The 21,949-nt window shown below is 63.4% G+C and carries 20 protein-coding genes and 1 pseudogene; 8 read left to right on the top strand and 13 right to left on the bottom strand.

Annotation, left to right across the window (positions count from 1 at the left end):
- Window position 1: 1 nt before the first annotated feature.
- From AC6I65_RS00350 to AC6I65_RS00330, 5 genes are all read right to left on the bottom strand, one after another.
- Window positions 2-1,192: an ABC transporter substrate-binding protein gene (locus AC6I65_RS00350; RefSeq protein WP_497902135.1), complete on the bottom strand. Its 1,191-nt coding sequence runs from the start codon at window positions 1,190-1,192 to the stop codon at window positions 2-4.
- Between the two features lie 67 nt (window positions 1,193-1,259).
- Window positions 1,260-1,658 carry a cupin domain-containing protein gene (locus tag AC6I65_RS00345; protein WP_497902134.1) on the bottom strand — a complete coding sequence of 133 codons (399 nt, stop codon included), beginning with the start codon at window positions 1,656-1,658 and terminating at the stop codon, window positions 1,260-1,262.
- Window positions 1,659-1,990: 332 nt separating this feature from the next.
- Window positions 1,991-2,185: a cold-shock protein gene (locus tag AC6I65_RS00340; protein ID WP_252701219.1), complete on the bottom strand. Its 195-nt coding sequence runs from the start codon at window positions 2,183-2,185 to the stop codon at window positions 1,991-1,993.
- A 110-nt stretch (window positions 2,186-2,295) separates the two neighbouring features.
- Complete coding sequence (locus AC6I65_RS00335) at window positions 2,296-2,535, bottom strand: hypothetical protein (RefSeq protein WP_497902133.1); 240 nt, start codon at window positions 2,533-2,535, stop codon at window positions 2,296-2,298.
- Between the two features lie 194 nt (window positions 2,536-2,729).
- Complete coding sequence (locus AC6I65_RS00330) at window positions 2,730-3,503, bottom strand: carbonic anhydrase (protein WP_497902132.1); 774 nt, start codon at window positions 3,501-3,503, stop codon at window positions 2,730-2,732.
- 971 nt (window positions 3,504-4,474) lie between these two features.
- On the opposite strand from AC6I65_RS00330, the gene hemL reads away from it, so the two are divergent.
- Both hemL and AC6I65_RS00320 read left to right on the top strand, forming a co-directional pair.
- Window positions 4,475-5,821: a glutamate-1-semialdehyde 2,1-aminomutase gene (gene hemL / locus AC6I65_RS00325; RefSeq protein WP_497902131.1), complete on the top strand. Its 1,347-nt coding sequence runs from the start codon at window positions 4,475-4,477 to the stop codon at window positions 5,819-5,821.
- A gap of 534 nt (window positions 5,822-6,355) precedes the next feature.
- Complete coding sequence (locus tag AC6I65_RS00320) at window positions 6,356-8,833, top strand: ATP-dependent DNA helicase (protein ID WP_497903134.1); 2,478 nt, start codon at window positions 6,356-6,358, stop codon at window positions 8,831-8,833.
- 176 nt (window positions 8,834-9,009) lie between these two features.
- Here the strand turns inward: AC6I65_RS00320 and AC6I65_RS00315 are convergent, their stop codons facing one another.
- Together AC6I65_RS00315 and AC6I65_RS00310 are read right to left on the bottom strand one after the other, a co-directional pair.
- The gene (locus tag AC6I65_RS00315; RefSeq protein WP_497902130.1) at window positions 9,010-10,371 is read right to left on the bottom strand and encodes an ABC transporter substrate-binding protein; all 1,362 of its coding nucleotides are present in this window, start codon (window positions 10,369-10,371) and stop codon (window positions 9,010-9,012) included.
- 233 nt (window positions 10,372-10,604) lie between these two features.
- Window positions 10,605-11,333 carry a hypothetical protein gene (locus AC6I65_RS00310; RefSeq protein ID WP_497902129.1) on the bottom strand — a complete coding sequence of 243 codons (729 nt, stop codon included), beginning with the start codon at window positions 11,331-11,333 and terminating at the stop codon, window positions 10,605-10,607.
- 328 nt (window positions 11,334-11,661) lie between these two features.
- Between AC6I65_RS00310 and AC6I65_RS00305 the strand changes: the two genes are divergently transcribed.
- Window positions 11,662-12,210: a DUF5518 domain-containing protein gene (locus tag AC6I65_RS00305; protein WP_497902128.1), complete on the top strand. Its 549-nt coding sequence runs from the start codon at window positions 11,662-11,664 to the stop codon at window positions 12,208-12,210.
- A 28-nt stretch (window positions 12,211-12,238) separates the two neighbouring features.
- Here AC6I65_RS00305 and AC6I65_RS00300 read toward each other — a convergent pair whose 3' ends face one another.
- Both AC6I65_RS00300 and AC6I65_RS00295 read right to left on the bottom strand, forming a co-directional pair.
- Window positions 12,239-13,552, bottom strand: coding sequence for an ABC transporter permease (locus AC6I65_RS00300; RefSeq protein ID WP_497902127.1), 1,314 nt, complete (start codon window positions 13,550-13,552; stop codon window positions 12,239-12,241).
- On the bottom strand, window positions 13,552-14,469 hold the full coding sequence (locus AC6I65_RS00295) for an ABC transporter ATP-binding protein (RefSeq protein ID WP_497902126.1): 918 nt from the start codon (window positions 14,467-14,469) through the stop codon (window positions 13,552-13,554). The genes AC6I65_RS00300 and AC6I65_RS00295 overlap by 1 nt, the downstream gene beginning before the upstream one ends.
- 157 nt (window positions 14,470-14,626) lie before the next feature.
- Here AC6I65_RS00295 and rpiA point away from each other — a divergent pair, with 157 nt between their 5' ends.
- The gene (rpiA, locus tag AC6I65_RS00290; protein ID WP_497902125.1) at window positions 14,627-15,340 is read left to right on the top strand and encodes a ribose-5-phosphate isomerase RpiA; all 714 of its coding nucleotides are present in this window, start codon (window positions 14,627-14,629) and stop codon (window positions 15,338-15,340) included.
- Between the two features lie 98 nt (window positions 15,341-15,438).
- Here the strand turns inward: rpiA and AC6I65_RS00285 are convergent, their stop codons facing one another.
- The gene (locus AC6I65_RS00285) at window positions 15,439-15,867 is read right to left on the bottom strand and encodes a hypothetical protein (RefSeq protein ID WP_497902124.1); all 429 of its coding nucleotides are present in this window, start codon (window positions 15,865-15,867) and stop codon (window positions 15,439-15,441) included.
- Between the two features lie 294 nt (window positions 15,868-16,161).
- Here AC6I65_RS00285 and fni point away from each other — a divergent pair, with 294 nt between their 5' ends.
- Window positions 16,162-17,229, top strand: a complete 1,068-nt coding sequence (fni, locus tag AC6I65_RS00280) for a type 2 isopentenyl-diphosphate Delta-isomerase (RefSeq protein ID WP_497902123.1) — start codon at window positions 16,162-16,164, stop codon at window positions 17,227-17,229.
- 53 nt (window positions 17,230-17,282) lie between these two features.
- Here the strand turns inward: fni and AC6I65_RS00275 are convergent, their stop codons facing one another.
- Window positions 17,283-18,002: a DUF547 domain-containing protein gene (locus AC6I65_RS00275; protein ID WP_497902122.1), complete on the bottom strand. Its 720-nt coding sequence runs from the start codon at window positions 18,000-18,002 to the stop codon at window positions 17,283-17,285.
- Between the two features lie 229 nt (window positions 18,003-18,231).
- On the opposite strand from AC6I65_RS00275, the gene AC6I65_RS00270 reads away from it, so the two are divergent.
- The 3 genes and pseudogenes from AC6I65_RS00270 to AC6I65_RS00260 all read left to right on the top strand — a co-directional run bounded on the left by AC6I65_RS00270 (window position 18,232) and on the right by AC6I65_RS00260 (window position 20,626).
- Window positions 18,232-19,221 (top strand): AI-2E family transporter, encoded by a 990-nt coding sequence (locus tag AC6I65_RS00270; RefSeq protein WP_497902121.1) that lies wholly within the window; start codon window positions 18,232-18,234, stop codon window positions 19,219-19,221.
- Window positions 19,222-19,311: 90 nt separating this feature from the next.
- A pseudogene (gene pheA, locus AC6I65_RS00265) lies at window positions 19,312-20,117 on the top strand (prephenate dehydratase).
- Window positions 20,118-20,206: 89 nt separating this feature from the next.
- The gene (locus tag AC6I65_RS00260) at window positions 20,207-20,626 is read left to right on the top strand and encodes an Hsp20/alpha crystallin family protein (protein ID WP_497902120.1); all 420 of its coding nucleotides are present in this window, start codon (window positions 20,207-20,209) and stop codon (window positions 20,624-20,626) included.
- 190 nt (window positions 20,627-20,816) lie between these two features.
- Here the strand turns inward: AC6I65_RS00260 and AC6I65_RS00255 are convergent, their stop codons facing one another.
- Both AC6I65_RS00255 and AC6I65_RS00250 read right to left on the bottom strand, forming a co-directional pair.
- Window positions 20,817-21,278: a hypothetical protein gene (locus AC6I65_RS00255; protein ID WP_497902119.1), complete on the bottom strand. Its 462-nt coding sequence runs from the start codon at window positions 21,276-21,278 to the stop codon at window positions 20,817-20,819.
- Between the two features lie 144 nt (window positions 21,279-21,422).
- Complete coding sequence (locus tag AC6I65_RS00250) at window positions 21,423-21,770, bottom strand: hypothetical protein (RefSeq protein WP_497902118.1); 348 nt, start codon at window positions 21,768-21,770, stop codon at window positions 21,423-21,425.
- Window positions 21,771-21,949 lie beyond the last annotated feature (179 nt).

Genomic DNA, 21,949 nt, shown 5'->3' with positions numbered 1-21,949 from the left:
TTCAGGGCCCGTCGGTGACGATTTCGGCAACTCGCTCGCGGTCGAACAGATCGCCCTCGAACCGGTCGGGGAACAGTTCCAGTGCGGCGCGTTCCGTCGTGAAGAGATTGATGATCGGGCCCTGGTAGAGCGGACCGCCGCGGAAGACGCGCTCGTCCTGGACGGCCGTGAGGTCGCTCGCCATGGGGTGATCCTGCATGAACGCGAGCACGGAGTCCTCGAATTCTTCGGCGGACTTGGCTTCGTGTCCGCGCACGAGGAGCACGTCGGGGTCGACCTCGAGCATCGTCTCGTAGTCGATCTGGCCGCGGTCGTCCGTGCTCAGTCCATCGACGCCGGTTCCCTCCAAGGCGTCCCCGATGCCGAGGTCGCGCCACTGTTTCTTGCTCGTCCCCTCACCGAGCCGGTATGGCGAGAACGCTTCGGGCTCCTCGCCGCCCCAGACGAGCAGGGCGTTCGGGCGCTCGGATTCGGGCGGTAGCTCCGCCTGAACGTCCGAGATGAACTCGTCGTGGAGCGACGCGAACGCCTCGTAGCGCTCCTCGCGCTGGAAGATCTGGGCGACGATCTCGAAGGCCTCGTACAGGGAGTAGTACCGGTAGTCGTGCCACGGGTCGGTCTGTCGGAAGATGACGTTCCCCATGAACGGCGCGATTTCCGTCGAAATCTCGTCCACGTCGGACTGCTCGAGGTTGAACGCGCCGTTTTTGACCAGCCAGTTCGGGTCCATCAGGTGGAGGTCGGCCTCGAGATCGTAGAACACCTCTTTGTCGATGCCGCCCTCGCCGATTAGCTGGACAAGGTCGTCCTTCTCGACGGAGACGCCCTCGAGTTTGTCGTAGTACTGCGTGTGATACCGTGGCGCGTTGCCGACCGAGAGGAGGCCGTCGCCGACGCCGAGGGCGACGCCCATGTCCGCGTACCCGGAGAAGTACGTCGCCCACCGTTCGGGCGGCTCGTCGAACTCGAGGGTGCCGACGGGTTCCATCGTGACTGAATAGGAACCGTTGCCTTCGTTTCCATCGGTGTCGCTCGAGTTCTCGTTCCCCGAGCCGTCGTCGGTGCCGTTCCCGTCGTTCGAATCTGGGTCTCCCTCACCCTCTCGGTCGGTACCGCTCACGCACCCTGCGAGGCCGGCGAGTGCCGCCGTTCCAGTCGCCAGGACTGCCCGTCGCGTCCGATTCGATTTCATACGTTTTAGGCTAGCCTAACAGCGTAAAAGTGCACTGATTTAGGCCGACCGAAATGAGTCGGTTCGCTTACTCGAGGAGTTCGATCTCGTCCTCGCCGTTGGGAACGGCACAGAGGAACGCGCCCGCAGCGTCGGTTTCGTTGCGATACCAGTGGACAGTTCCGGCCGGGATCAGGAGGGAGTCGCCCGCTTCAACGTCGTACTCCTCGTCACCGATCCCGACGACGTACTCGCCTTCGAGGACGTACTGCTCGTGCTCGACGGCGTTCGTGTGCGGCGGAACCTCGGCGCTGGCCTCGAGGGTGAACCGGCGAATCGCGAAGTTCGGGGCCCCGTGTTCGGCCGCGATGAGGACGCCTTTGTTGAGTCCGTCCGCGGCATCGACGGGTTCGTACTCGACGTCGTCGGTACGGCGAATCGTCGGCTCAGGGTCCGGATTCGGTTCGGCGGATTCGGTGTCGTCCATATCGGTCGTGAGCGCGTGAGCGACAAAACGGTTCGGACTCTGTAACCCGGATCAGTTTGGGTACGCTTGTCCGCGTCGGCGAGGGCCCGGCGACGAAGGTTCTCGCGACGAGGGCACCATTTCGTGTCGAGCAAGATTCGTCGTACTCGAGGTTTTTACCCGAGGACCTCTGGGATCGCACCTGAGGACCCGAAGACGTACCCGTGACTCGAGCGTGAATCAGGGACTGGAGACTGGTTAGTGTCGAATCACGAGAGTGAGCGCGAACGGTAGCGTCGTCACTCGCGAGCGAAAAATATAGTTCAAAAGCGATACCTCAGTGAATTCCCGATTTACAGGCGCTCGACGTTCGTCGCGCGCGGGCCCTTGGGGGCCTGCTCGATGTCGAACTCGATTTCCTGGCCTTCTTCCAGGTCAGGGCCGCCAACGTCTTCCATGTGGAAGAAAACGTCGTCGTCCGCGTCCTCAGTCTCGATGAATCCGTAGCCGCCAGTGTCGTTGAAGAAATCAACGGTTCCTTTCGCCATTGCTTCTAAAGAGAGTCGGGGAAGACGGATAACCGTTCCGATGTAGCCTCCAGCCGGAATGGGTGGCTGAAAGACCTCGAGAGACACTCTGGCGGCGTCTCGACTCGTGGCTACTCCTGGTCCTCGAGTCGCTGGGCGAAGATCGAGACGAAAAAGACCAGCATGAACATGGAGAACCCTGCGATGATTCCGAGGAAGCCGCCCTGGGTGAGGTCTACCGAGCTAGTCAGCGAGACGGCGACGAACGCGGCGACGAAGATGGCGATCGTGAGGAACCCGATAGCGTAGTAGAAGTTGGTGTCGTTCTCGAGGAAACCCCACAGCGAGTCCCAGATCGGGGGTTGTGGCATACTCGAGCGTTCGAACGCGAGGACGAATAACGTTCGGTCCGCGGTTCACTTCGCCTCGAGATTCGGCCCGCGGATCGCTTCACCTCGAGACGAAACCTACCGCGTGACACATCACTTCCGAGTACGGAATCGTTGATGGCCGTCGGAACGTGGGTGAGAAGGATCGTCGTCCGTATCGACGGCGGCTATCGTGGTCAGTAGAGCAGGCTCGAGACGCTATCGGCGTACGTATCGGGAAGGTCCATCGCGATGGCTCGCGGGTCGGTTTCGCCGTCGAGGTTGACCAGGTACGCTCGCCCCGGTTCGGATCCGTAGGTTTCGTGGAAATCGTAGACGAAGCCGTAGCAGGAGACTGAGGACGGAATCGATTCCGCCATTCGAAGGTACGAGACCTGTCGGTGGACGTTGTACTCGACGAGCTGGTCGATAATTCCGGTGTCGGCGTCGGCATCAACGTCATCGTCGGATCCAATATCGGTATCTACCAGTTCGCTCTCGAGACCCGACTCGACGACGGGAACGAGCGCCTCGACCCATTTGGTGACCCCGCGTGGGCCCGGGGGTTCCTCGTCACCCGACGCAACCTCGTAGGCAGCCGTGACGGCACCACAGCCGGTGTGACCGACGACGGCGACCGCCTCCGTGTCGGTGTAGTGAATCGGGTACAGAACGCTCCCGTCGACGAATCGCTCGCCGTCCTCGACGTCCCAGATCTGGTTTCCAATCGTACTCGGCGTGAAGATGGCTCCAGGACGGTCGATCGACCACATGCCTTCCTGTGAAACCCGCGAATCCGAACAGCACATGGTGACGACGTCGGGGTGTTGTTCGTCTCGAACGGCGTCGAAGTAGCCGTCGGCGAGGGAATCGACGTGTCGTTCGTTCCCTTCGAGGAGATTGAAGAGGACGGTTGCGTGATCGTCTCGAGCGTCCGTTGAGTCGGAGTCGGAGTCAGAGTCGGATGTCATGGGAATCGTCCGGAGTTTCACGTAAACGAACGACGAGAACTGTATAATTGTGTTGGGGATTCCGGTCATGGAGCGATTGGCCGTCGTCGCCTCGAGCCAGTGGTGACGACCGGCTGTCGCTTCAAGTGGTCAGTGAAGGTCTCGATATTGAACGCAGAGCGCTGGAGAAGTCGAAAGCGGAGGGTGAGGCGAGCCAAGGGCAGAGAGTGAGAGGAGCCGAGGCAGGAGTAGGAGAAGGATTGGAAAGAACGGGGTGTGGTAGAGGACGAAGGTTTGGCAGAGGGGGAATCGGACGATGTCGGGAGTCCCAACGAGACTGGAGATTGAAAGAGAGATTTGTGAGTGAAAACCACGTTCCATGAGGTACGATAACACGATCTCTCGGAGAGGGATTTGGAGGGGACCCCCCACCCCTTTGTTTCAGGTGGAGAGCGAAAAGGAGGGGTGGGGTGGGAGGGGTTTCTAGGACGGGAAGGTTTAAGATACCTCCCGATAAATTAGTCCGCAGCACTAGCAAATAACGCATCTTACTAGGTGGGTTGGTTTTTGTTACTAGACTCTACTAGAAACGCCGTTCTAGACGGCTTGAGTTACTAGACCGCCTGTTCTCTCCGAATTCACGACTCTCACGGCTTCTCCTGCCGTCTCGAGCAGAAATCGTCCCCACTCGATCGCCGATCCGGCTCTCCCGGCCCACGAAACCCACCACCCCTCTGACCGTCTCCACCCGAAACGAAGGGGTGGGGGTGTTCTAACCCCGGCAAACACCTCAGAATAATTCACTTAATCATCTTCCCTTTAACATCAATCATCTAATAGGAACCGACGTAGGACCAAACACCCCTTCGTTTCGACTCGAGAATCACTACGCTTTCAGGCACGATCCAAACGCCAACACACCAGTCTCCGATCGTGACGGAACCAGACCTCGGTACATCTTTGCCGTCCGCGACCAAAGCGCCGACCATACCATGAACGACGAACGCTCACGCGCGCTGTACGACCGGGCGCTGTCCGTCATGCCCGGCGGCGTCAACTCCGCCGTCCGGGCGGCCATCGAGCCGTATCCCTTTTTCGTCCGGAAGGGCGACGGCGGCCACGTCGTCGACGCCGACGGCAATCGACTCGTCGACTGGGTCATGGGACTCGGGCCCCTGCTCCTCGGACACGACCTCCCCGAACCCGTCCAGGCGGCGGTCCAGCGAGCCGCTAGCGAGGGTCCGATGTACGGTACACCGACCGAACTCGAGGTCGACCTCGCCGAGTTCGTCGTCCGGCACGTCCCGAGTGTCGAGAAGATCCGGTTCGTCAACTCCGGGACGGAAGCGACCGTCTCGGCCGTCCGCCTCGCCCGCGGAACGACCGGTCGAAACAAGATCGTCATCATGCAGGGCGGCTACCACGGCGCCCAGGAGTCGACGCTGGTCGAGGGCGACGCCGACCATCCCGCTCCCTCCTCTGCCGGCATCCCGCAGGCGTTCGCCGAGCACACCCTTCCCGTCCCGTTCAACGACGAAGCGGCCGTCCGCGAGGTCTTCCAGGAACACGGAGGCGACATCGCTGGCGTCCTCGTCGAACCGATCCTCGCCAACTACGGCATCGTCCACCCCGTCGACGGCTACCTCGAGACCCTTCGTGAGCTCACCGACAATCACGACTCGCTCCTGATCTTCGACGAGGTCATCACCGGCTTTCGCGTCGGCGGGCTAGGCTGTGCGCAGAGTCACTTCGGCATCACGCCCGACCTCACCACCTTCGGCAAGATCATCGGCGGCGGGTTTCCCGTCGGCGCCATCGGTGGCCGCGCCGAGTTGATCGAGGGATTCGCACCTACCGGGGACGTCTTCCAGGCCGGAACCTTCTCCGGCCACCCCGTGACGATGGCCGCCGGACTCGAGACGCTCACGTTCGCGGCCGAAAACGACGTCTACGACCACGTCAACGGGCTCGGGGAGATGCTCCGGGCCGGTCTCACCGACGTCCTCGCGGACCAGACGCCGAACTACACCGTGGTCGGAACCGACAGCATGTTCAAAGTAATCTTTACGCGCGAGGGCCCCTCCCGGGACGAACTCGAGGGCCAGTGTGAAGCCGGCTGTCGCCAGAATCCCGACTGTCCGCGCTACGAGTACTGTCCGAAGAACGCAGCCGACGTCAAGCGAGCCGAAACCGAACGCTGGCGGCGGATCTTCTGGGGCGAGATGCGTGACCAGGGCATCTTTCTCTCCCAGAACCAGTTCGAGAGCCAGTTCGTCAGTTACGGCCACACCGAGGAAGACGTCGAGCGAACACTCGAGGCGTACAAGCACGCGCTCTGATTGTGCCCGCGCCTCGAGTCGCCGGCTGCTCGTCATTTCACTCTGTGAACGTGGACGTTCGTCGTCTTACTCTGTGAACCTGGACACAGTCGTTTCACTGTGTGAAAGTTATCCAAAGGTTTACGTTTCGAGCCATCGCCTCTTCGAGTGGCCACTGGGGGGTGGCCACCTGGGAATACAGGGTCGCGGCTGGTCGTTCCGATGGCCGGCCCGTGTCTTTTGTGGTGCGTTACAGTGGTGGTTTCCGAATCGTCAGGTGGTGTTCTAGCGAGCCTCGCGTTTCAGCGCAGTCTCGCTTTCCAGCGCTGCTTTGCATACCAGCACCGCCTCGCGTTCCAGTCGAGACGACGGCCCACCAGGGCTCAACCTACGAGTCGATTCGACTGCAAACTCGCGTGACGACGATTCATCTCGTCGCTACCGACCGACGATTCGTTTTTCGACTGCAAACGCCGCTGCCGATCCTTTATATACGATGCCGCGGCCAGATCAGTCCGTCAACCCTATGCACGACCGACGATGAGTACGGAGGAGATGACGGACTGGCGCCCAGTGTTCGGCCACGACGAACCCTACGACGAGCAAGTCGACGGGATCGAGACGGCCATCGAAACCGCTACTGAGGGCGGGTACACGGTCATCGAAGGAGCCTGCGGGACCGGCAAGACGATGATCGCACTCACGGCGGGCATCGACCTCGTTCGTGACCCCGACAGCCAGTACGAACGGGTGTTCGTCCTCACGAGCGTCAAACAGCAACTGCGCCAGTTCGAGACGGACCTCGAGACGATCAACGAGAACCTGCCCACCGACTGGAACCCGATTTCTGGACTCACGCTCGTCGGCAAGGCCGACGTCTGCCCGTACAACCGCGAAAACGCAGGCGGAATCAGTGACGACAACGTCTACGACCGATGCGAGACCCTCCGCGATCGCACGCGCGACCTCACCGGCGAGGGTGGCTCGACGACGGCCGGTGCGCTTGCCGCCCAGGCCCGAAGCCAGCAGATTGGCCTGGCCGATAGCGGTCGCGGGAGCCGGCACGGGCGCAGCAGTTCCAGTGGAACCGAAGGGGGTGTCGATGGCAGAAACGGCGGCGCAGGAACGAGCGGATCGTCCGTCAGCCACGCCGGCGCGCGCTATCTCGAGACGGCGGGCGAACCGACGCCGTACCCACCGGAGATGCCGGAGTACAACACCGGCGGCCCCGCGGGAAGCGAGGTCGAGTACTGTCCGTTCTACGCCCAGTATCTCGAGGACCTGCCGGAGGAGGGAAGCGACGCCGATCCAGTCGAAGCGGCTCCCTTCGACGTGACCGAAACCGGGCTGCTCACGCCTGAAGATCTCGTCGCTGGGTCGGTTCGACACGGCACTTGCCCGCACTCGGTGATGGGGGCCGTACTGGGCCATGTGGAGGTCGTCATCGGCAACTACTACCACGCCTTTGACCCGACGACGACCGCCGCGTTCACCGGCGCCCTACTCGACGAATCGACGTTCGTCGTCTGCGACGAAGCACACATGCTCGAGCCCCGGGTTCGCGATCTGGTGAGCGACATGGTCGCAGACACCACGCTTCGGGACGCCGAAACCGAACTCTCGCGGGTGCTCCAGCCGGTTCGATTCGACCAGGAGGGTCGCCAGGCCCAGGGTGGCTCGAAGACAGCCGACGCGGACCTCGTTCGCGCCGAACTGAACGACACCGACGTCTCGATCGAGGAACTCGAGCGCACCCTCGAGTTCGTCCAGGACCTCCGCGGGGAACTCGACCGTCGAGTTCGTGCCCACTTGGAGCGGACAAATCGAGCCTGGCAGTCGGATCTGACGTCCCTCGAGGACGACGAAATCCCGCTCCGCGACCCGACGATGCCGGCCGAGGACGAGATTTCCGAGTGGGCGGCCGAGGCGGGGTACAGCGACGCGATCTGGGTGCGAGCCGAGTCGGTCGGCGCGGTCGTCGAGCGGATTCTCAACGAGGCCGAGGACGAGGAGAAGACCCGGGCCTCGCCCGCCGTCGGCCGCTTGCTCGGGGAGTGGTACCGTCGCGATCACACGACGAACTTCCGAGAAATCGAACTCGAGCGAACCTGGGACGAGATGGAGCCGGCCGACTCCTGGCGGCGAGCGTACACGGCTCGACTCGCCCTGCACAGCTGCGTTCCCAGTGACGCTATCGGGTCGCGACTGTCGGCGTTCGGCGGCGGGATCTTGATGAGCGCGACTCTCGAGCCGATGGACGCCTTCCGGGAGGTCACGGGTCTCGAATACCTCGCGCGCGAGGAAGGGCGTCCGGTCGTCGAACGGCAGTACGGCCTGCACTTCCCCGAGGCTAATCGCGAGAGCTTCGCGGTGTCGGTGCCGAAGTTCACCTACGACAACCGGGGGCCGCCTGGCGAGGAGACGCCGACGCGAACCGCGTACGCGGACGCGCTGGCACAGGTCGCCCGACTTCCGGGGAACGTCCTCGTCGGAATGCCGAGTTATGGCGAGGCGGAGTGGGCCGCGTCGGTCCTCGAGGCGCGTCCAGGAGTCGACAAGTCCGTCTTGCTCGATGCCTCGAGCAGCGACGACGCCACTGAATCGCTGAAAGACGAGTTCTTCGCGGGTGGGGGTAAGATACTCGTCACGAGCCTCCGTGGGACCCTGACGGAGGGCGTCGATTACAGCGGGGATCGCCTCGCAGCGGCGGTCATCTGCGGCGTTCCGATCGTCAATACGGCGAGTCCGCGGACGAAGGCGATTCGACGAGCCTACGACGACGCGTTCGGCGACGGGTTCACCTACGCGCTGACGGTCCCGGCGGTTCGGAAGGCCAGGCAGGCGATCGGTCGGGTGATCCGCTCGCCCGAGGACATTGGTGTCCGCATCCTGCTCGACGAACGGTACGCTCGCGACAGCTGGGATTCGGTTCGTCAGTTCCTTCCGGACGACGACGAGTTTCAGCCGGTCAGTCCCGACATGCTCGAGTTCGGCCTCGAGCGATTTCGCGAGCGGCTCGAGTCGAGCCAGTAAGGCATTCCAATTTTCGCGGCAAGATGTTCTCGAGTTCTCGCCGCGTCGCCTCTGACTTCCCGCCGCGACGCCCCGAGCTCCTGTCGCGACGCCCCAACTTCTCGTCGAAACGTCTCAAACTTCTCGCTACAGGAAATTCCGCGCAGCGCCCGCTTCAGCGCTCTTCCGGGGTGTTATCAGTAATCGAACTCCTCCTCCCAGGCACCGCGCCACGCTGGGAGGTCGTCCCGGCGGGTTTCGTACGAAAACGTCACGACGGACGGCGGATCCTCGGCGTAGTCGGCGTAGACGTCGAACTCTTCGGGAAACTCGAGTTCGGCGATCGGGCGCACCGGGTACTGCCCGAGGCGTGGAGCGAGTCCGGCCTGAATCTCCGGCGAGAGCGCGAACTCGAGGAACGTGTAGGCCAGGTCGACGTTGATCGCGTTTTCGAAGATGGCCATCTGGAGGGGTTCGGCGTAGGCCTCCCCGTCGAGGTACGTGATCTGGTACTGATCGGGGTCGCCGCCGACGTCGGCCGTTTCGTCGGTCGCTTCGCCGTCTGAGTCGTCCCCCGAGTCGTCGTCTGCGCTCGAGTCCTCGCCGTTGGAACCGCCGCCGTCCGAATCCGACTCGTCGTCTGCACCCGAATCGGTGGAATCGTCGCCATCGGCCCCAGTTCCGTCGGTCGCATTGTCCGGGCCATCAGTTTCGTTTTGCTCGCTCCCCCGCGTCTCGTCGGTATCTGACGTCACTGCCCGATCGATCGCCACGAGCGCATCCGCCGCGTAGGCGACGGTCATCGGTCGAGCGCGCTCGGCGTACGCCAGCAGCGTCTCGACCCAGGTGTCGTAGACGTCGAGTCCGTTGTCCTCGAGCTCGGCCCAGACAGTCAGCGCGTCGTCTGGACCGGCGGATTCGAACAGCCAGTCGAGGAAGGCGCCGCCGCGACCGCGGGATGGCGTCGGGGTGAGCAGCGAGTCGGCGTAGGCCGATTCGCCGAGTTCCTCGAGTCTGGTCGGTGGGTCGATACGCGTTTCATCGACCATCAGACAGGAGTACTGCGTACTGACCGGGACGATACGTTCGTCTGGATCCTCGAGGTCGAGTTCGTCGACGACACCGTCGAGCGTCTCGATTCGATCCCGGTTGAGTTCGCGAAATAGGCCACCCTCCTCGAGGTCGTGGTCGACGGTCGCGAGGTCGGCTGCCGAGAGGCCGACGTAGGCATCGACGTCCGGGAGAAATCCGCGTTGCTCGCGTTCGACGTAGTGACCGATGCCGGATTCGGGAATAACCCAGTTGACTTCGACGTTGTCGAACGTCTCCTCGAACTGGGTTTTGAGCCAGGCTGAGGCGGGATTCTCGCCGTGGGCGAACGCGTCCGTCGTCGCGACTCGAAGGACGCCTTCGTCCTCGGGTTCGGCCGGTTCGTCGTCGCCGTTTGGCTCCTGTGGCTCTGGTTCCGATTCGCGGGTGGCACAGCCCGCGAGCGACGTCAGGGCGAGCGTCGTGGATCCGGTTGCGACGCGAAGGTACGACCGTCGATCCAGTCCCATCGTGCGAGATATCGACGCGCTGGTGCATAAGTCCGATGTCAGCGCGTTCAAAGGTTTTTGCTCGAGATTGCGTCACTTCTCGATCCCTCGAGATTGAGTCCTTTGGCTTTGTTAAAACATTCATTGCTTACAATTCTCAGCGGTCTTGCTGAATACATAGAATGAGTTCAGTACAGCGACTTCGGTTATTTCACGATGAAATCAGTGAACTATCCGCTCACTACACGTGTTGATCAAAAGCATTCGAGGAGGTCGCCGTCTTCGACTGGATCGGGCGTCTCTTTTACGACCGCTCTCTCATCGCCGAAATACCGTTCATGGAGGCGGACGACTCCGGTCTCATCGACCCCGTAGACTGCCTCGTCGCTGAAATTATCATCACCGACGAAATTCCCGTCGTGTGATCTGTAATTTACGGGTGGAGCGAAACGGATGCCGATGACCGTAATCTCATCGTAGAGCTCAAGAACTCGTGTCGGATCTCCCCAATTGTCAAGGGTCTCTGCTCCAGCACCAATTGCTCGTTTCCCGTACTCCGACACGGCCTTATTTTGCTGGTAGGCGTCTTCGTACTCGTACACGTACTCTATCAGCGATTCTTCGTCGAACGTACTCGGTGGCTCCGGATACGGCTTGATACCCACGCTGTGTAACTCGTCGATTTCACCGTTCGGCTTCTCTAACTCGAACGTCTCACAAACATCCCCGGTAGGTTCGGGGCGATCCGCGTTCGCACAATTGCGACGTCCGGCGATCGAGTCTGGACCGGGAAACGGGCCGTTGGTATGGTCATCTACCCACTCCGCTTTCGACGTACAGCCCGGGATAACGTTCTCATCAGTGGAGTTTTTATCGTCAAAATTGGCTGAATTTTCACGCTGTGGATTGAGGTTGGCGATGCAGCCACCCGTCTCGAGGAGGACACTCACAGCACCCGCAACGAGAAGTTCCCGACGATTCATACTGTATTGTCTGTCAGTACAATAAGGTGTCTTAAATAGGTACTCCAACTTCAAGGAGTGATTTGAGCCACAACTATTCGATACCTATCTCACCTATACTGGCCGTTCGCTACCCTCGTAAATCGGCCTTTGACTCGTGCGACATTCGCGCCATGTATGCAGCACGTCGTTTGCATCAACCGCCGAGGATTTCAACTGAGCTAGTCGGGTCTCTACCCTTGAGCGTCGCCTCGTTTCTCGAGGACCGACGCTCACCACGAGTGTCAGATATGAGATACCTATCTCGGGGGGCACGGTATTTTTCCAATTCGGCGTCCTACATTGGCGTATGGTCCGCTCGTCGACGCCAGTTCACGCCGTCATCGGAGCGATCGTCGGGGTCGTTCTCTCGTTTCTCCCGTTTTCGACCGTCCTGGGCGGTGCAGCGTCCGGATTCCTCGAAGGCCGCGACGCTCGTAGGGGGACCGTTTCGGGTGCGCTCGCGGGGGCGATCATGACTGTACCGATTGCCGGCGTACTCTTCCTGTTCCTCGGTCTGTTCGGCTTCGGTGCCGCCCTTAGTGGATTCCCCGTAGAGGGGTTCGCTCTGGTACTGTTCTTCGTCCTTGCGTTCGGCGTCGCCACCTGTCTCTACACCATTGGCGGCGCGGCCGTCGGCGGTTTCGTCGGGTCGATGCTCGCTGCCGAATACCCGGACGAACGGCGTCGACTCCAGCGATCACTCGGACTCACGCCGACGAGCAGTGCGGACGACACTTCTCGCGGACCGGATCGTCGAGAACTCGATTCAGAACGCAATTTAGAATACGAATCGGAAGGCCGACGAACGGACCTCGAGCCAGAATCGAATCGGCGACACGAGCGAGACCGCCGATAGTTCCGGTCCGATTGGCCGAGACCGACGCTCACTCGTATCGAAGCGCGTCGATCGGATCTGTCCTCGCGGCTCGCCAGGCCGGATACAACCCGGACAGGACGCCGACCAGGATGCCGGCAACGATGGCGAGGGCGACGTACTCGAGTGGGTACACCAGCGGGATGTCGATGTAGCTGGCACCGATGGCCGCAACGGCCAGTCCGAGGGCGGTTCCCAGTATCGCGCCGATCACGCCGAGGATCACGGCCTCCGTGAGGAACAGTCCGAGAACGTCCCGGTTCTGCGCGCCAACGGCTTTCATAATTCCGATCTCGCGGGTTCGCTCGGTGACCGACACGAGCATGATGTTCGCGATACCGATCGAACCGACGACGAGCGAGATGGCGGCGATGCCGACGATGAAGCTCTGAAGGATGTCCAGGATGTCCTCGAGTTGCTGGAGTAACTGGGTGCTGGTCTGGAGGGTGACGGCGACGTCATCGCCGAGGAACTCGCTTGCGTCGGATTCCTCGCTCTTGAAGTACGCAGTTGCAGCGTCTCGAGCGGCGTCGACGTCGCCCTCGTCGGCGCTGGGGGCCTCAACGATGATGGCGAGGTAGCGGACGTCGGTTTCCGAACTGGCCTCGTCGTTTTCCGATTCGCTATCGTCGTTCCCCTCACCCGAACCGCCGCCTCCGCCCGCCGGACCGACCGCCTGCTCGAGGTAGAACGGATCCATCGGGACGTACATTCGTGGCGCCGCGTCGAACCCCTCGAACGGGCTCAGCCCCTCCGAGGTGTCGGTGATCCCGACGACGGTAACGGTCTCGGTTCCGCCGGTAGCGATCCGGACCTCGAGTTCGTCGCCAACGCTGACGTTCTCCTCGAACTGCTCGGCGGCTGCGGGGTTGATGACGGCCTCGCGCTCGCCCATCTCGAACTGGCGTCCCTCGCGCAGGGAGGACTCGCGAACGTAGGACGGGCCGGCGGCGATCAGGCCGTTGCTCTGTAACCGGGTCTCACCCGCGTGGGTCACCGACTGGGCGTCGATGGTCGCATAGCCGTAAGCGGCGTCGACGGCCTCGAGTTCCTCGACGGCCTCGAGGTCGTCCTGACTGAAGACGAACTGGGCGCCGGCGAGCGGACCGCCCTCGGTATCCGGGTCGGCCGCCCAGCCGTAGAGGTTCCGCTGGTCGTCGGGGCTGATGTCGCCGATGATGCCGGCCTGCAGGCTCGCGCCGAGGGCGACGAAGGCGATGACGGCGGCGACGCCGATGATCACTCCGAGCGTCGTCAGCGCCGACCGAAGTCGGTGGCCACGAATCGACCGCCAGGAGAGCCGGAGCGACTCGAGTGGGTTCATCAGCGCTCCTCCTCGCTCGTGGTGGGGTCGTCTTGGCTCGCGGTGGGGTCATTATCGCTCGCGGCGGGGTCGTCATCGCCGGAGGACAGATCGTCGTTCGAGGACACACCATCAATCGAGGGTCGATTAGCAGTCTTTTCATTCGCAACTTCGCTCCGAACACCCTCAGCAGACCCCTTCGTTTCCACTCGAGAATCGCCACCGGGGGACGCCTTGTCATCCCCACCTTCCAGTAGTTCGATTCGCTCGACGCTTCCGTCCAGCAGGTGGACGATGCGTTCGGCGCGTTCGGCGACGTGGCGCTCGTGCGTGACGACGATGAGCGTCGTCCCGGCGTCGTGGAACTCCTCGAAGAGGTCGAGCACGTCCGCTTCCGTCTCGGTGTCAAGGTTGCCGGAGGGTTCGTCGGCGAGCACGATCGCCGGATCGTTCACCAGCGCGCGGGCGAGGGCGACCCGCTGGCGCTGGCCGCCCGATAACTCGTTCGGGAGGTGATCGAGTCGGTCGCCGAGTCCGACGCGCTCGAGCAGATCCTGCGCGCGGTCGTGGCGCTCCGTCCGACCGACGCTGCGGAACAACTGGGGGAGGGCCACGTTCTCGAGGGCGTTCAACCGCGGCATCAGGTTGAACGTCTGGAAGACGAATCCGACCCTGGTTCCCCGCAGGCGGGTACGTTCGCGTTCCGAGAGCGTCGAAATATCTTCCCCGTCGACGGCGACGGTGCCCGACGTGGGGGTATCGAGACAGCCGACGAGGTTCATCAGCGTCGATTTCCCCGATCCGCTCGGGCCCATGATGGCCGTGTACGACCCGCGCGGGATCGACAGCGAGACGCCGTCGAGGGCGTGTACCGGCTCGCCGACGCGGTACGTCTTCCGCACGTCGGTCATCGTCACGGCGTCGTCGCTCGGTCCCATCGTCCCTCTACAAGGCTCGCTCGAGCCAAAAACTTTGGCGGGGTGGGGTCGAATCGCCGCAATCGCCGACCGAGTTGGTCTCGACTCGTCTCGATCAGCCGACCGAGGGTCGACCTCGAGGGCTACGTTTTTCCCGTCGCCGCCCGCTCGTGACGGTATGAGCGCGAAATCGTCGGGCGGCGCCGACGCCCACAAGCGCCGTGCGGGGGAACGAGCAACCGAGGAGGTCGAAGACGGGATGGTCGTCGGCCTCGGCACCGGGTCGACGACCGCCTACGCCATCGAGGCACTCGGCCGTGCAGTCGCGGACGGCCTCGAGATTCGGGGAATCGCGACCTCCTTTCAGTCCAGGCGACTGGCCCTCGACGTCGGTATCCCGCTGACGGATCTCGACGCCGTCGACGGGATCGACCTGGCTATCGACGGGGCCGACCAGGTCGTCGACGACCCCGACTCCCCTGCCCACGGGGCGCTGATCAAAGGTGGCGGCGCGGCCCACGCCCGCGAAAAACTCGTCGCCGTCGCGGCCGACCGGTTCGTCGTCGTCGCGGATTCCTCGAAACTCGTCCCCGCGCTCGAGGCGCCGGTTCCAGTCGAAGTGCTCCCCGCGGCCCACGCAGTCGTCGCGGGCCGCATCGAGGACCTGGACGGCGATCCGACCCTCCGTATGGCGACGCATAAGGACGGCCCCGTGGTCACCGATAACGGGAACCTCGTTCTTGACTGCGCATTTGGTTCGATCGACGACCCGGCCGCCCTCGGCAACGACCTCGCGTCGATTCCCGCCGTCCTCGAGCACGGCCTGTTCGTCGATTTCGCGAACGCGACGTACGTCGGAACCGACGACGGACTCGAAGTGCGGTCGTACTAGCTCGAAGCCGGGTACGTCGAGACGCGTGTCCTGCGTATCGGATCCTGCGTATCGCGTCTTGTTTATCACGTTCTGCGTACCGTCGACGGGAACAGACACTACTCCAGGCGAGTATTCTCCTCTGACCGTGAGTCCTCAGCGGGTGCCGATACACGCCCGGCGACCGTGCCGAGGACGACGTAGCAGAGACCGATCGCTCGAGTCAACGGAACCACCCACGGTTTCAACTCGAGGGCGTCCGGATTCTGGTAGGCGAGTTCGAGCGCCGTTCGAACGAATCGCTCCGGGGCCAGGAGGGCTGGTACGCCGAGGACGGCGAGAGCCGGTCCGACGGACGGCGCGCGTTCTCGTTCACGGAGGGCGAGCCACGCGAACAGCACGCCCTCGAGCCGAGCCATCGGTATGGTCCACGTGCGCAACTCGCCGGCGTCCGGGTTCTCGAACGCTCTTCGTTCTCCCCAGGCGATGATCCGGTCGGGAAACAGGGTTTCGACGACGCTGAATCCGAGGACGATTGCTCGCCACATAGAGATGCCTTCGCCGGACAGCCACAAAAATCCTGAAACGGTCGGACGCCTTTCCGTTGAACTGGTGAGATTCCACCCCCGCCTCGTCGTCGCTCGAGTGGGTCGCGAACGGCTCGGAGCGGCCCTGAACGATTCCGACACCACGCGAGCGGCCCACAGTTGGGCCACGTCACAATTGGTCCAGCGACGGTGGCGATTAGGCGGTACCCGGCGATAGCAATGGGTAGGCGACCGACCGTCGCGAATGGACACCTTTTCAATACCGCCGGCGAACGACACAGCAGAGACGAAGCGATGCCCGAGACATCCGACCGCAAAGACGACCACATCCGCATTATAGAAGAAGAAGACGTCGAGACCTCGGGGACCGGATTCGAGGATATCGAACTCGTCCACGAGGCGCTGCCGGAGATCCACCGGGACGAGATCGATACGAGCGTGGACCTGTTCGGCCACGAACTCGCGGCCCCCATCGTCATCGAGAGCATGACCGGCGGCCACCCCAACACCACGAAGATCAACCGATCGCTCGCCGCCGCGGCCCAGGAGACGGGCGTCGCGATGGGCGTCGGCAGCCAGCGCGCCGGCCTCGAACTCGACGATCCGGACCTCCTCGAGTCCTACACCGTGGTCAGGGAGGCCGGCCCCGACGCCTTCCTCTACGGCAACGTCGGCGCCGCCCAGTTGCTCGAGTACGACGTGAGCGACGTCGAGCGCGCCGTGGAGATGATCGACGCGGACGCGATGGCGATCCACCTCAACTTCCTCCAGGAGGCGGTCCAGCCCGAGGGCGACGTCGACGCCCGTGGCTGTCTCGAGGCCATCGAAACGGTCGCGAGCGAGCTCTCGGTGCCGGTAATCGTCAAGGAGACGGGCAACGGCATCGCACGGGGCACCGCCGAGCGACTGACGGCGGCGGGCGTCGACGCCATCGACGTCGCCGGAAAGGGCGGGACGACGTGGTCGGGCATCGAGTCCTACCGGGCTGCCGCCGTCGGCGCGACCCGCCAGGAACACGTCGGGCGACGCTTCCGGGCCTGGGGCGTCCCGACCGCCGTGAGCACGCTCGAGGCCGCGAGCGTCCACGACACCGTGATCGCCAGCGGCGGCGTCCGCTCGGGACTCGACGTGGCGAAGACCATCGCCCTCGGTGCGCAAGCTGGCGGTCTCGCCAAGCCGTTCCTCTCGCCGGCGGGGCAGGGAACCGAGGCGGTCGTCGACCTCCTCGAGACCCTCCGCGTCGAACTCGAGACGGCGATGTTCGTCACGGGGTCGGAATCGGTAGCGGACCTCCAGCGGGCCGAGTACGTATTGCTCGGGCGAACGAAGGAGTACCTCGAGGGTCGAGGGCACGGGAACTGACGGCTTTCGGAGAATCGAGACCCTCGAGATCGCCGGGCTGGCGGCGATCCGAGCTATTTCTGTCGGTAGTCCCCCAGATCCATCGACCAGTCGTACTCGTCGTACTGCAACGTCGGCGTCACGCCGGGCGGAATCACGTCGTAGCGCTCGAGGAACGACCGAATCCCGCTCGAGCCGCCGAAATCACCGCGGTACCAGAGGAAGACGCGCGGCACGCGGGCAACGCGCTCTCGTGGCTGGTAGCTCACGTTCTCCTCGAGGAACCAGTCGGTCGCCGTCTCGAGTTCCGTCTCGACGTCGGCAGGGCTGTAGACGGCCACCGGCGGACAGCTTTCGGTGCCGCAGTTCAGCGCGAAGTGGATCCGGGGATCGACTGATTCGAGCCGAAACTGGCGCTCGAAGGCCGTCGGGAACGGTCGCGGCAGGTACCCCATCCCCCAGGGGTGTCTCGAGCCACGAAGGAGTCCGTGCTGGATGTCGTTGAGACTCAGCCAGACGCCGGCGATCGGAACGCGATCCCTGGCGAAGAACTTCCAGCGGTCGAGCACACCACCTTCGAGCAGCGTGGGATCGTCCTCGAGGAGGATCTGCACGTACGCGTTGTAGCAGTTGAGCCAGAAGGCGAGTTTCTCCGCGCGGCCGCCGAGCGCCCGGTCGAGTCGCGTCCGCTCGAGCGTGGCGAGATGGTCGCGGAGGGCGCCCCGCTCCCCGTCCGTCTTGACCGTGTAGAGGAGGTCGGCCGAGATCGAGAGCGGGTCGAGCTGGGTCGACATACGTGATCTCTCGTGAACCACGGCCTTGAACCCGTGTGACGAGCGACGAGACAGTCGAGACGTACGAACCGTTTACGCCGGCCAATCCCATGTTTCCCCGATTACCCAGCAGTAATCGGATCTTCACGCAGGCGCCTTCGGCGAGGGCTGGGTCGCTGCTCTCGGCGGGACCGCCTCGGCCTGTACCTGCTGCCACCGCTTTTAACCCCCTCCCCGTTGAGTTCGAGGTGTGAACCGATCGAGAGGGACGCTGCTCGTTCTCATCACCGTCCTCCTGCTGTTGTCGGCGCAACTCGTCCTCCCGTACATCCAGTACGTGCTGGCCGCCGTTCTCCTCGCGTTCGTGCTGACGCCAGCCCAGCGTCGCCTGGAGCAACGAACGTCGCCCGCTATCGCCGCGTTTTCGCTCGTCTTGCTGGCCCTGCTTCTCGCCATCGTCCCCGTCGTGATCGTCGTGGCGTACGTCTTTCGCGACGCCCGCGCCCTCGTCGAAGGCGCCGACGCCGATTCGCTTCCGCTTGAGCCCTTCCAGTCGGTCGCCGAGCGATTCGGGGTCGACCTCGAGTCGACGGCCATGGAGTGGGCCCGAACCGCGGGACAGACGCTCCTGGAACGGAGTCCGGAACTGCTGGCGGGGCTCACGCACACGGCCATCGGCATCGGCGTGGCGCTCTTCTTGCTGTACTACCTCCTCCGAGACGGCGACTCCTTGCTCCGGTGGCTTCGGGAGGTGACGCCGCTTCCGGACGCCGTCCAGACCGACCTCTTCGACTCACTCGAGAACGTGACGTGGGCGGTGCTGGCCGGTCACGTCCTCATCGCGCTGGTCCAGGGCGGACTGGCGGGAATCGGCCTGTTCGTCGTCGGCATCCCGAACTCGCTGTTCTGGACGGTCATCATGATCGTCCTCTCGCTGATTCCGATCGTCGGTTCGTTCCTGGTCTGGGGCCCCGCTGTGGTCTACCTGCTCCTGATCAACCAGCCGGCGTTCGCGATTGGGCTGGCGATCTACAGTACCATCATCGTCGGTCTTTCGGACGACTACATGCGACCGATCGTCGTCGACCGCTACGCCGAACTCAACCCGGCCGTGATCATTATCGGCGTCCTCGGTGGCGTCACTGCCTTTGGGTTCATGGGGCTGTTCTACGGCCCCATCGTCCTCGGTGCGCTCGTCGCCACGCTCGAGATCTTCAGCGACGATTACGGGTCGCTCTAGCGTCGAGTCAAAAGTGGAGATGGCCGACTGCGAACTCGAGAAATCACCACCTTCGGCACGCTTTTCGGGGTTCGACTCCCACCTGCGGATATGACAGCCGTCACGCTCGGCCCCGAGGGGACGTACTCACACCGTGCGACGCGAGCGATCGACGACGACGTCGTCTTCCGCCAGTCGGTCACCGACATCGTCGCCGCCGTCGCCGCCGGCGAGTTCGACCGCGGGGTAATCCCCATCGAGAACAGCATCGAGGGGAGCGTCACCGAGAGCCAGGACGCCCTCGCGGAGTACGATGTCGCCGTCGTCCGCGAGATCGTCACGCCGATCCGCCACGCCCTGCTTGCACAGGGGCCGAACTTCGACACCATCGCCAGCCACTCCCAGGCGCTCGCCCAGTGTCGCGCCTACCTCGAGTCCGAGTACCCCGATGCGACCCTCGAGGCCGTCTCGAGCACGGCCCAGGGCGTCGAATACGCCCGCGAGAACCCCTCCGTCGCGGGCATCGCCCACCCCGCCACGGCGGGCGACGACCTCGAGGTCCTCGCCGCCGACATCCAGGACCAGACGTCGAACGCGACGCGGTTCTTCGCACTCGCACCCGCCTCCGAGCGTTCGGAGGCCGGCGGGAAGACCTCGCTCGTCGTCTATCCGAACGCGAACTACCCCGGACTGCTCCTCGAACTCCTCGAGCCGTTCGCCGACCGCGACATCAACCTGAGCCGAGTCGAGTCCCGCCCAAGCGGCGAGCGACTCGGCGATTACGTCTTCCACATGGACGTCGACGCCGGCCTCTACGAGGAACGTACCCAGGAGGCTCTCGCCGACCTGGAGTCCCTCGCCGAGAGGGGTGGGTTCGCCGCCTGGGGTCGTACGACCTCGAGCACGTCGTCGACTGAGAATCGCGAGATCCGCTCGACACGACCCTGCCAGTTCTGTCGTCCTCGCCGGGGCACAATTTATCCTCTTCGAGCGCCTATCGACTCGCATGCGACGCAATCCGTTCGACGACCTCGAGGAGATGCTCAACCGAGTCAGCAAGCAGATCGAAACGGGCGTCGGCGGTAACGGCCTCTCGTTTCCGGGTTCGGTCGCTGTCGATGTGGCCGACCACCGCGACGAGTACGTCGTGACAGCCGACCTCCCTGGCTTCGAGACCGAGGACATCGAGCTGACTCTCGTCGAGGGGACGCTCCGCCTCGAGGCCGAACAGGAGACCGACCGCACCGACGAGCACGATCGCTACCTCCGCCGGGAGCGGTCGCACAAGTCGGTCAGTCGACGGCTCCACCTCCCCGAACCGGTCGACGAGGAGTCGATAAAGGCCAACTACAACAACGGCGTGCTGACAGTCACGCTGCCGAAATTGCAGGAGAGCGACGATTCGAAACGCATCGACATCGACTAGGAAACCGCGGATTCAGGCGTTCTCGAAGCGTTTTCATCCAAAAATACGTGCTCGAGCCGTCGGCCTCTCTCGAGCGGGGTGCTGGCGATTCGCGAGTACCGACGGAGGAATATTGACGTGGCGAGGATCGACGCGGGCGTATCGACCGCAAATCCAGAGAGGATCCGGTGACCGGGGTCTGGCCGCCGATTCAGACGAGGACTGCATCAAATGCCTCCAGCCGTTCGATCCGGAAGGCCGCTTCGGTCGTACGAATGACGAACACGTGAGGGCGTTTACCGTGTTCCTCCTGGTAGGGCCGATACGCGAGATCGCGAACGTCGCTCAGAAGGGTCTGAAAGGAGGACCCTCCAGTTTGGGTGCACGCTTCGGCCCCGTCGTTGCGGATCGCGAAGCGAACGAGGCGCTTCGATTCCTCGGTGAGGAACTCGTACGCGACGGTAGCGGTACCGTACCTCGACTCGACGTCCGTTCTCGAGAGTTCTAGCGCTCCCCATGCCCACTCGTCTTCACAGCGGCCACGCTCTCGAAGCCACTCGGGCGGGTCCTCGACCGTCGCCGGCTCGTTCTCGGCCTCGTCGGCGCTCGAGAGACAGCCGGAACCGAGCGAGGTGCAAGCGAGAACCCCGACGAGCACGCGGCGCCGTTGCATGGACGTCTGTTTCCGCGGTACTCGAGAAAAACGTTCGGATCAAACGACACGTTTTGTCGAGTTAAACGATACGCCTGGCCGGGTCGGATGCACTCGAGCGGACGACGCGTTTCGACGGCGAAACGGGAAATCGCTCCGGACGGGTCAGATCGGCACGCCGAACGCGCCGACGCCGAGACCCAGGATCGCGTTGAGCACGAACAGAATCACTAGCGCCGACAGCCAGGCGATCACGCCGATGGCTGCGGCGGTCACCCAGCCGCCGGGGTAACGCCAGTTGATCACGGCGATCCAGACGATCAGGGCGATGATCGGCCCCAGGAGCGGAATCCACGAGGTGAGCGCCCAACCGATGGCGCCGACGATGGCCGTCACGATCGCGTGCTCGTAACTGTGAGCGTCGACGACGACGCTTGCGGCGAGGTAAATCGCCAGGCCGCCGACCAGCAGTGCGACGATGAACGCGACCAGTGCGCTGATGAGTGGTGCCATTGTGGTCCGTGATTCCACCGGCGAACGTATATAAAACCGCGACGGTTGCATCGGATTTTGCTCGTTCCATCTCGTTCGAACCTTCCTGCCGACGTATAGCGGTTTCACTCTCGAGAACGGTCCCACTTCGTCCCCTCGAGCTGGTTCGAAACCGAACCGGAACGGAACCCCTGCTTCGG

Source organism: Natronosalvus sp. KLKA75 (genome assembly GCF_059736265.1).
This window is presented reverse-complemented; position numbering and strand designations above follow the sequence as displayed.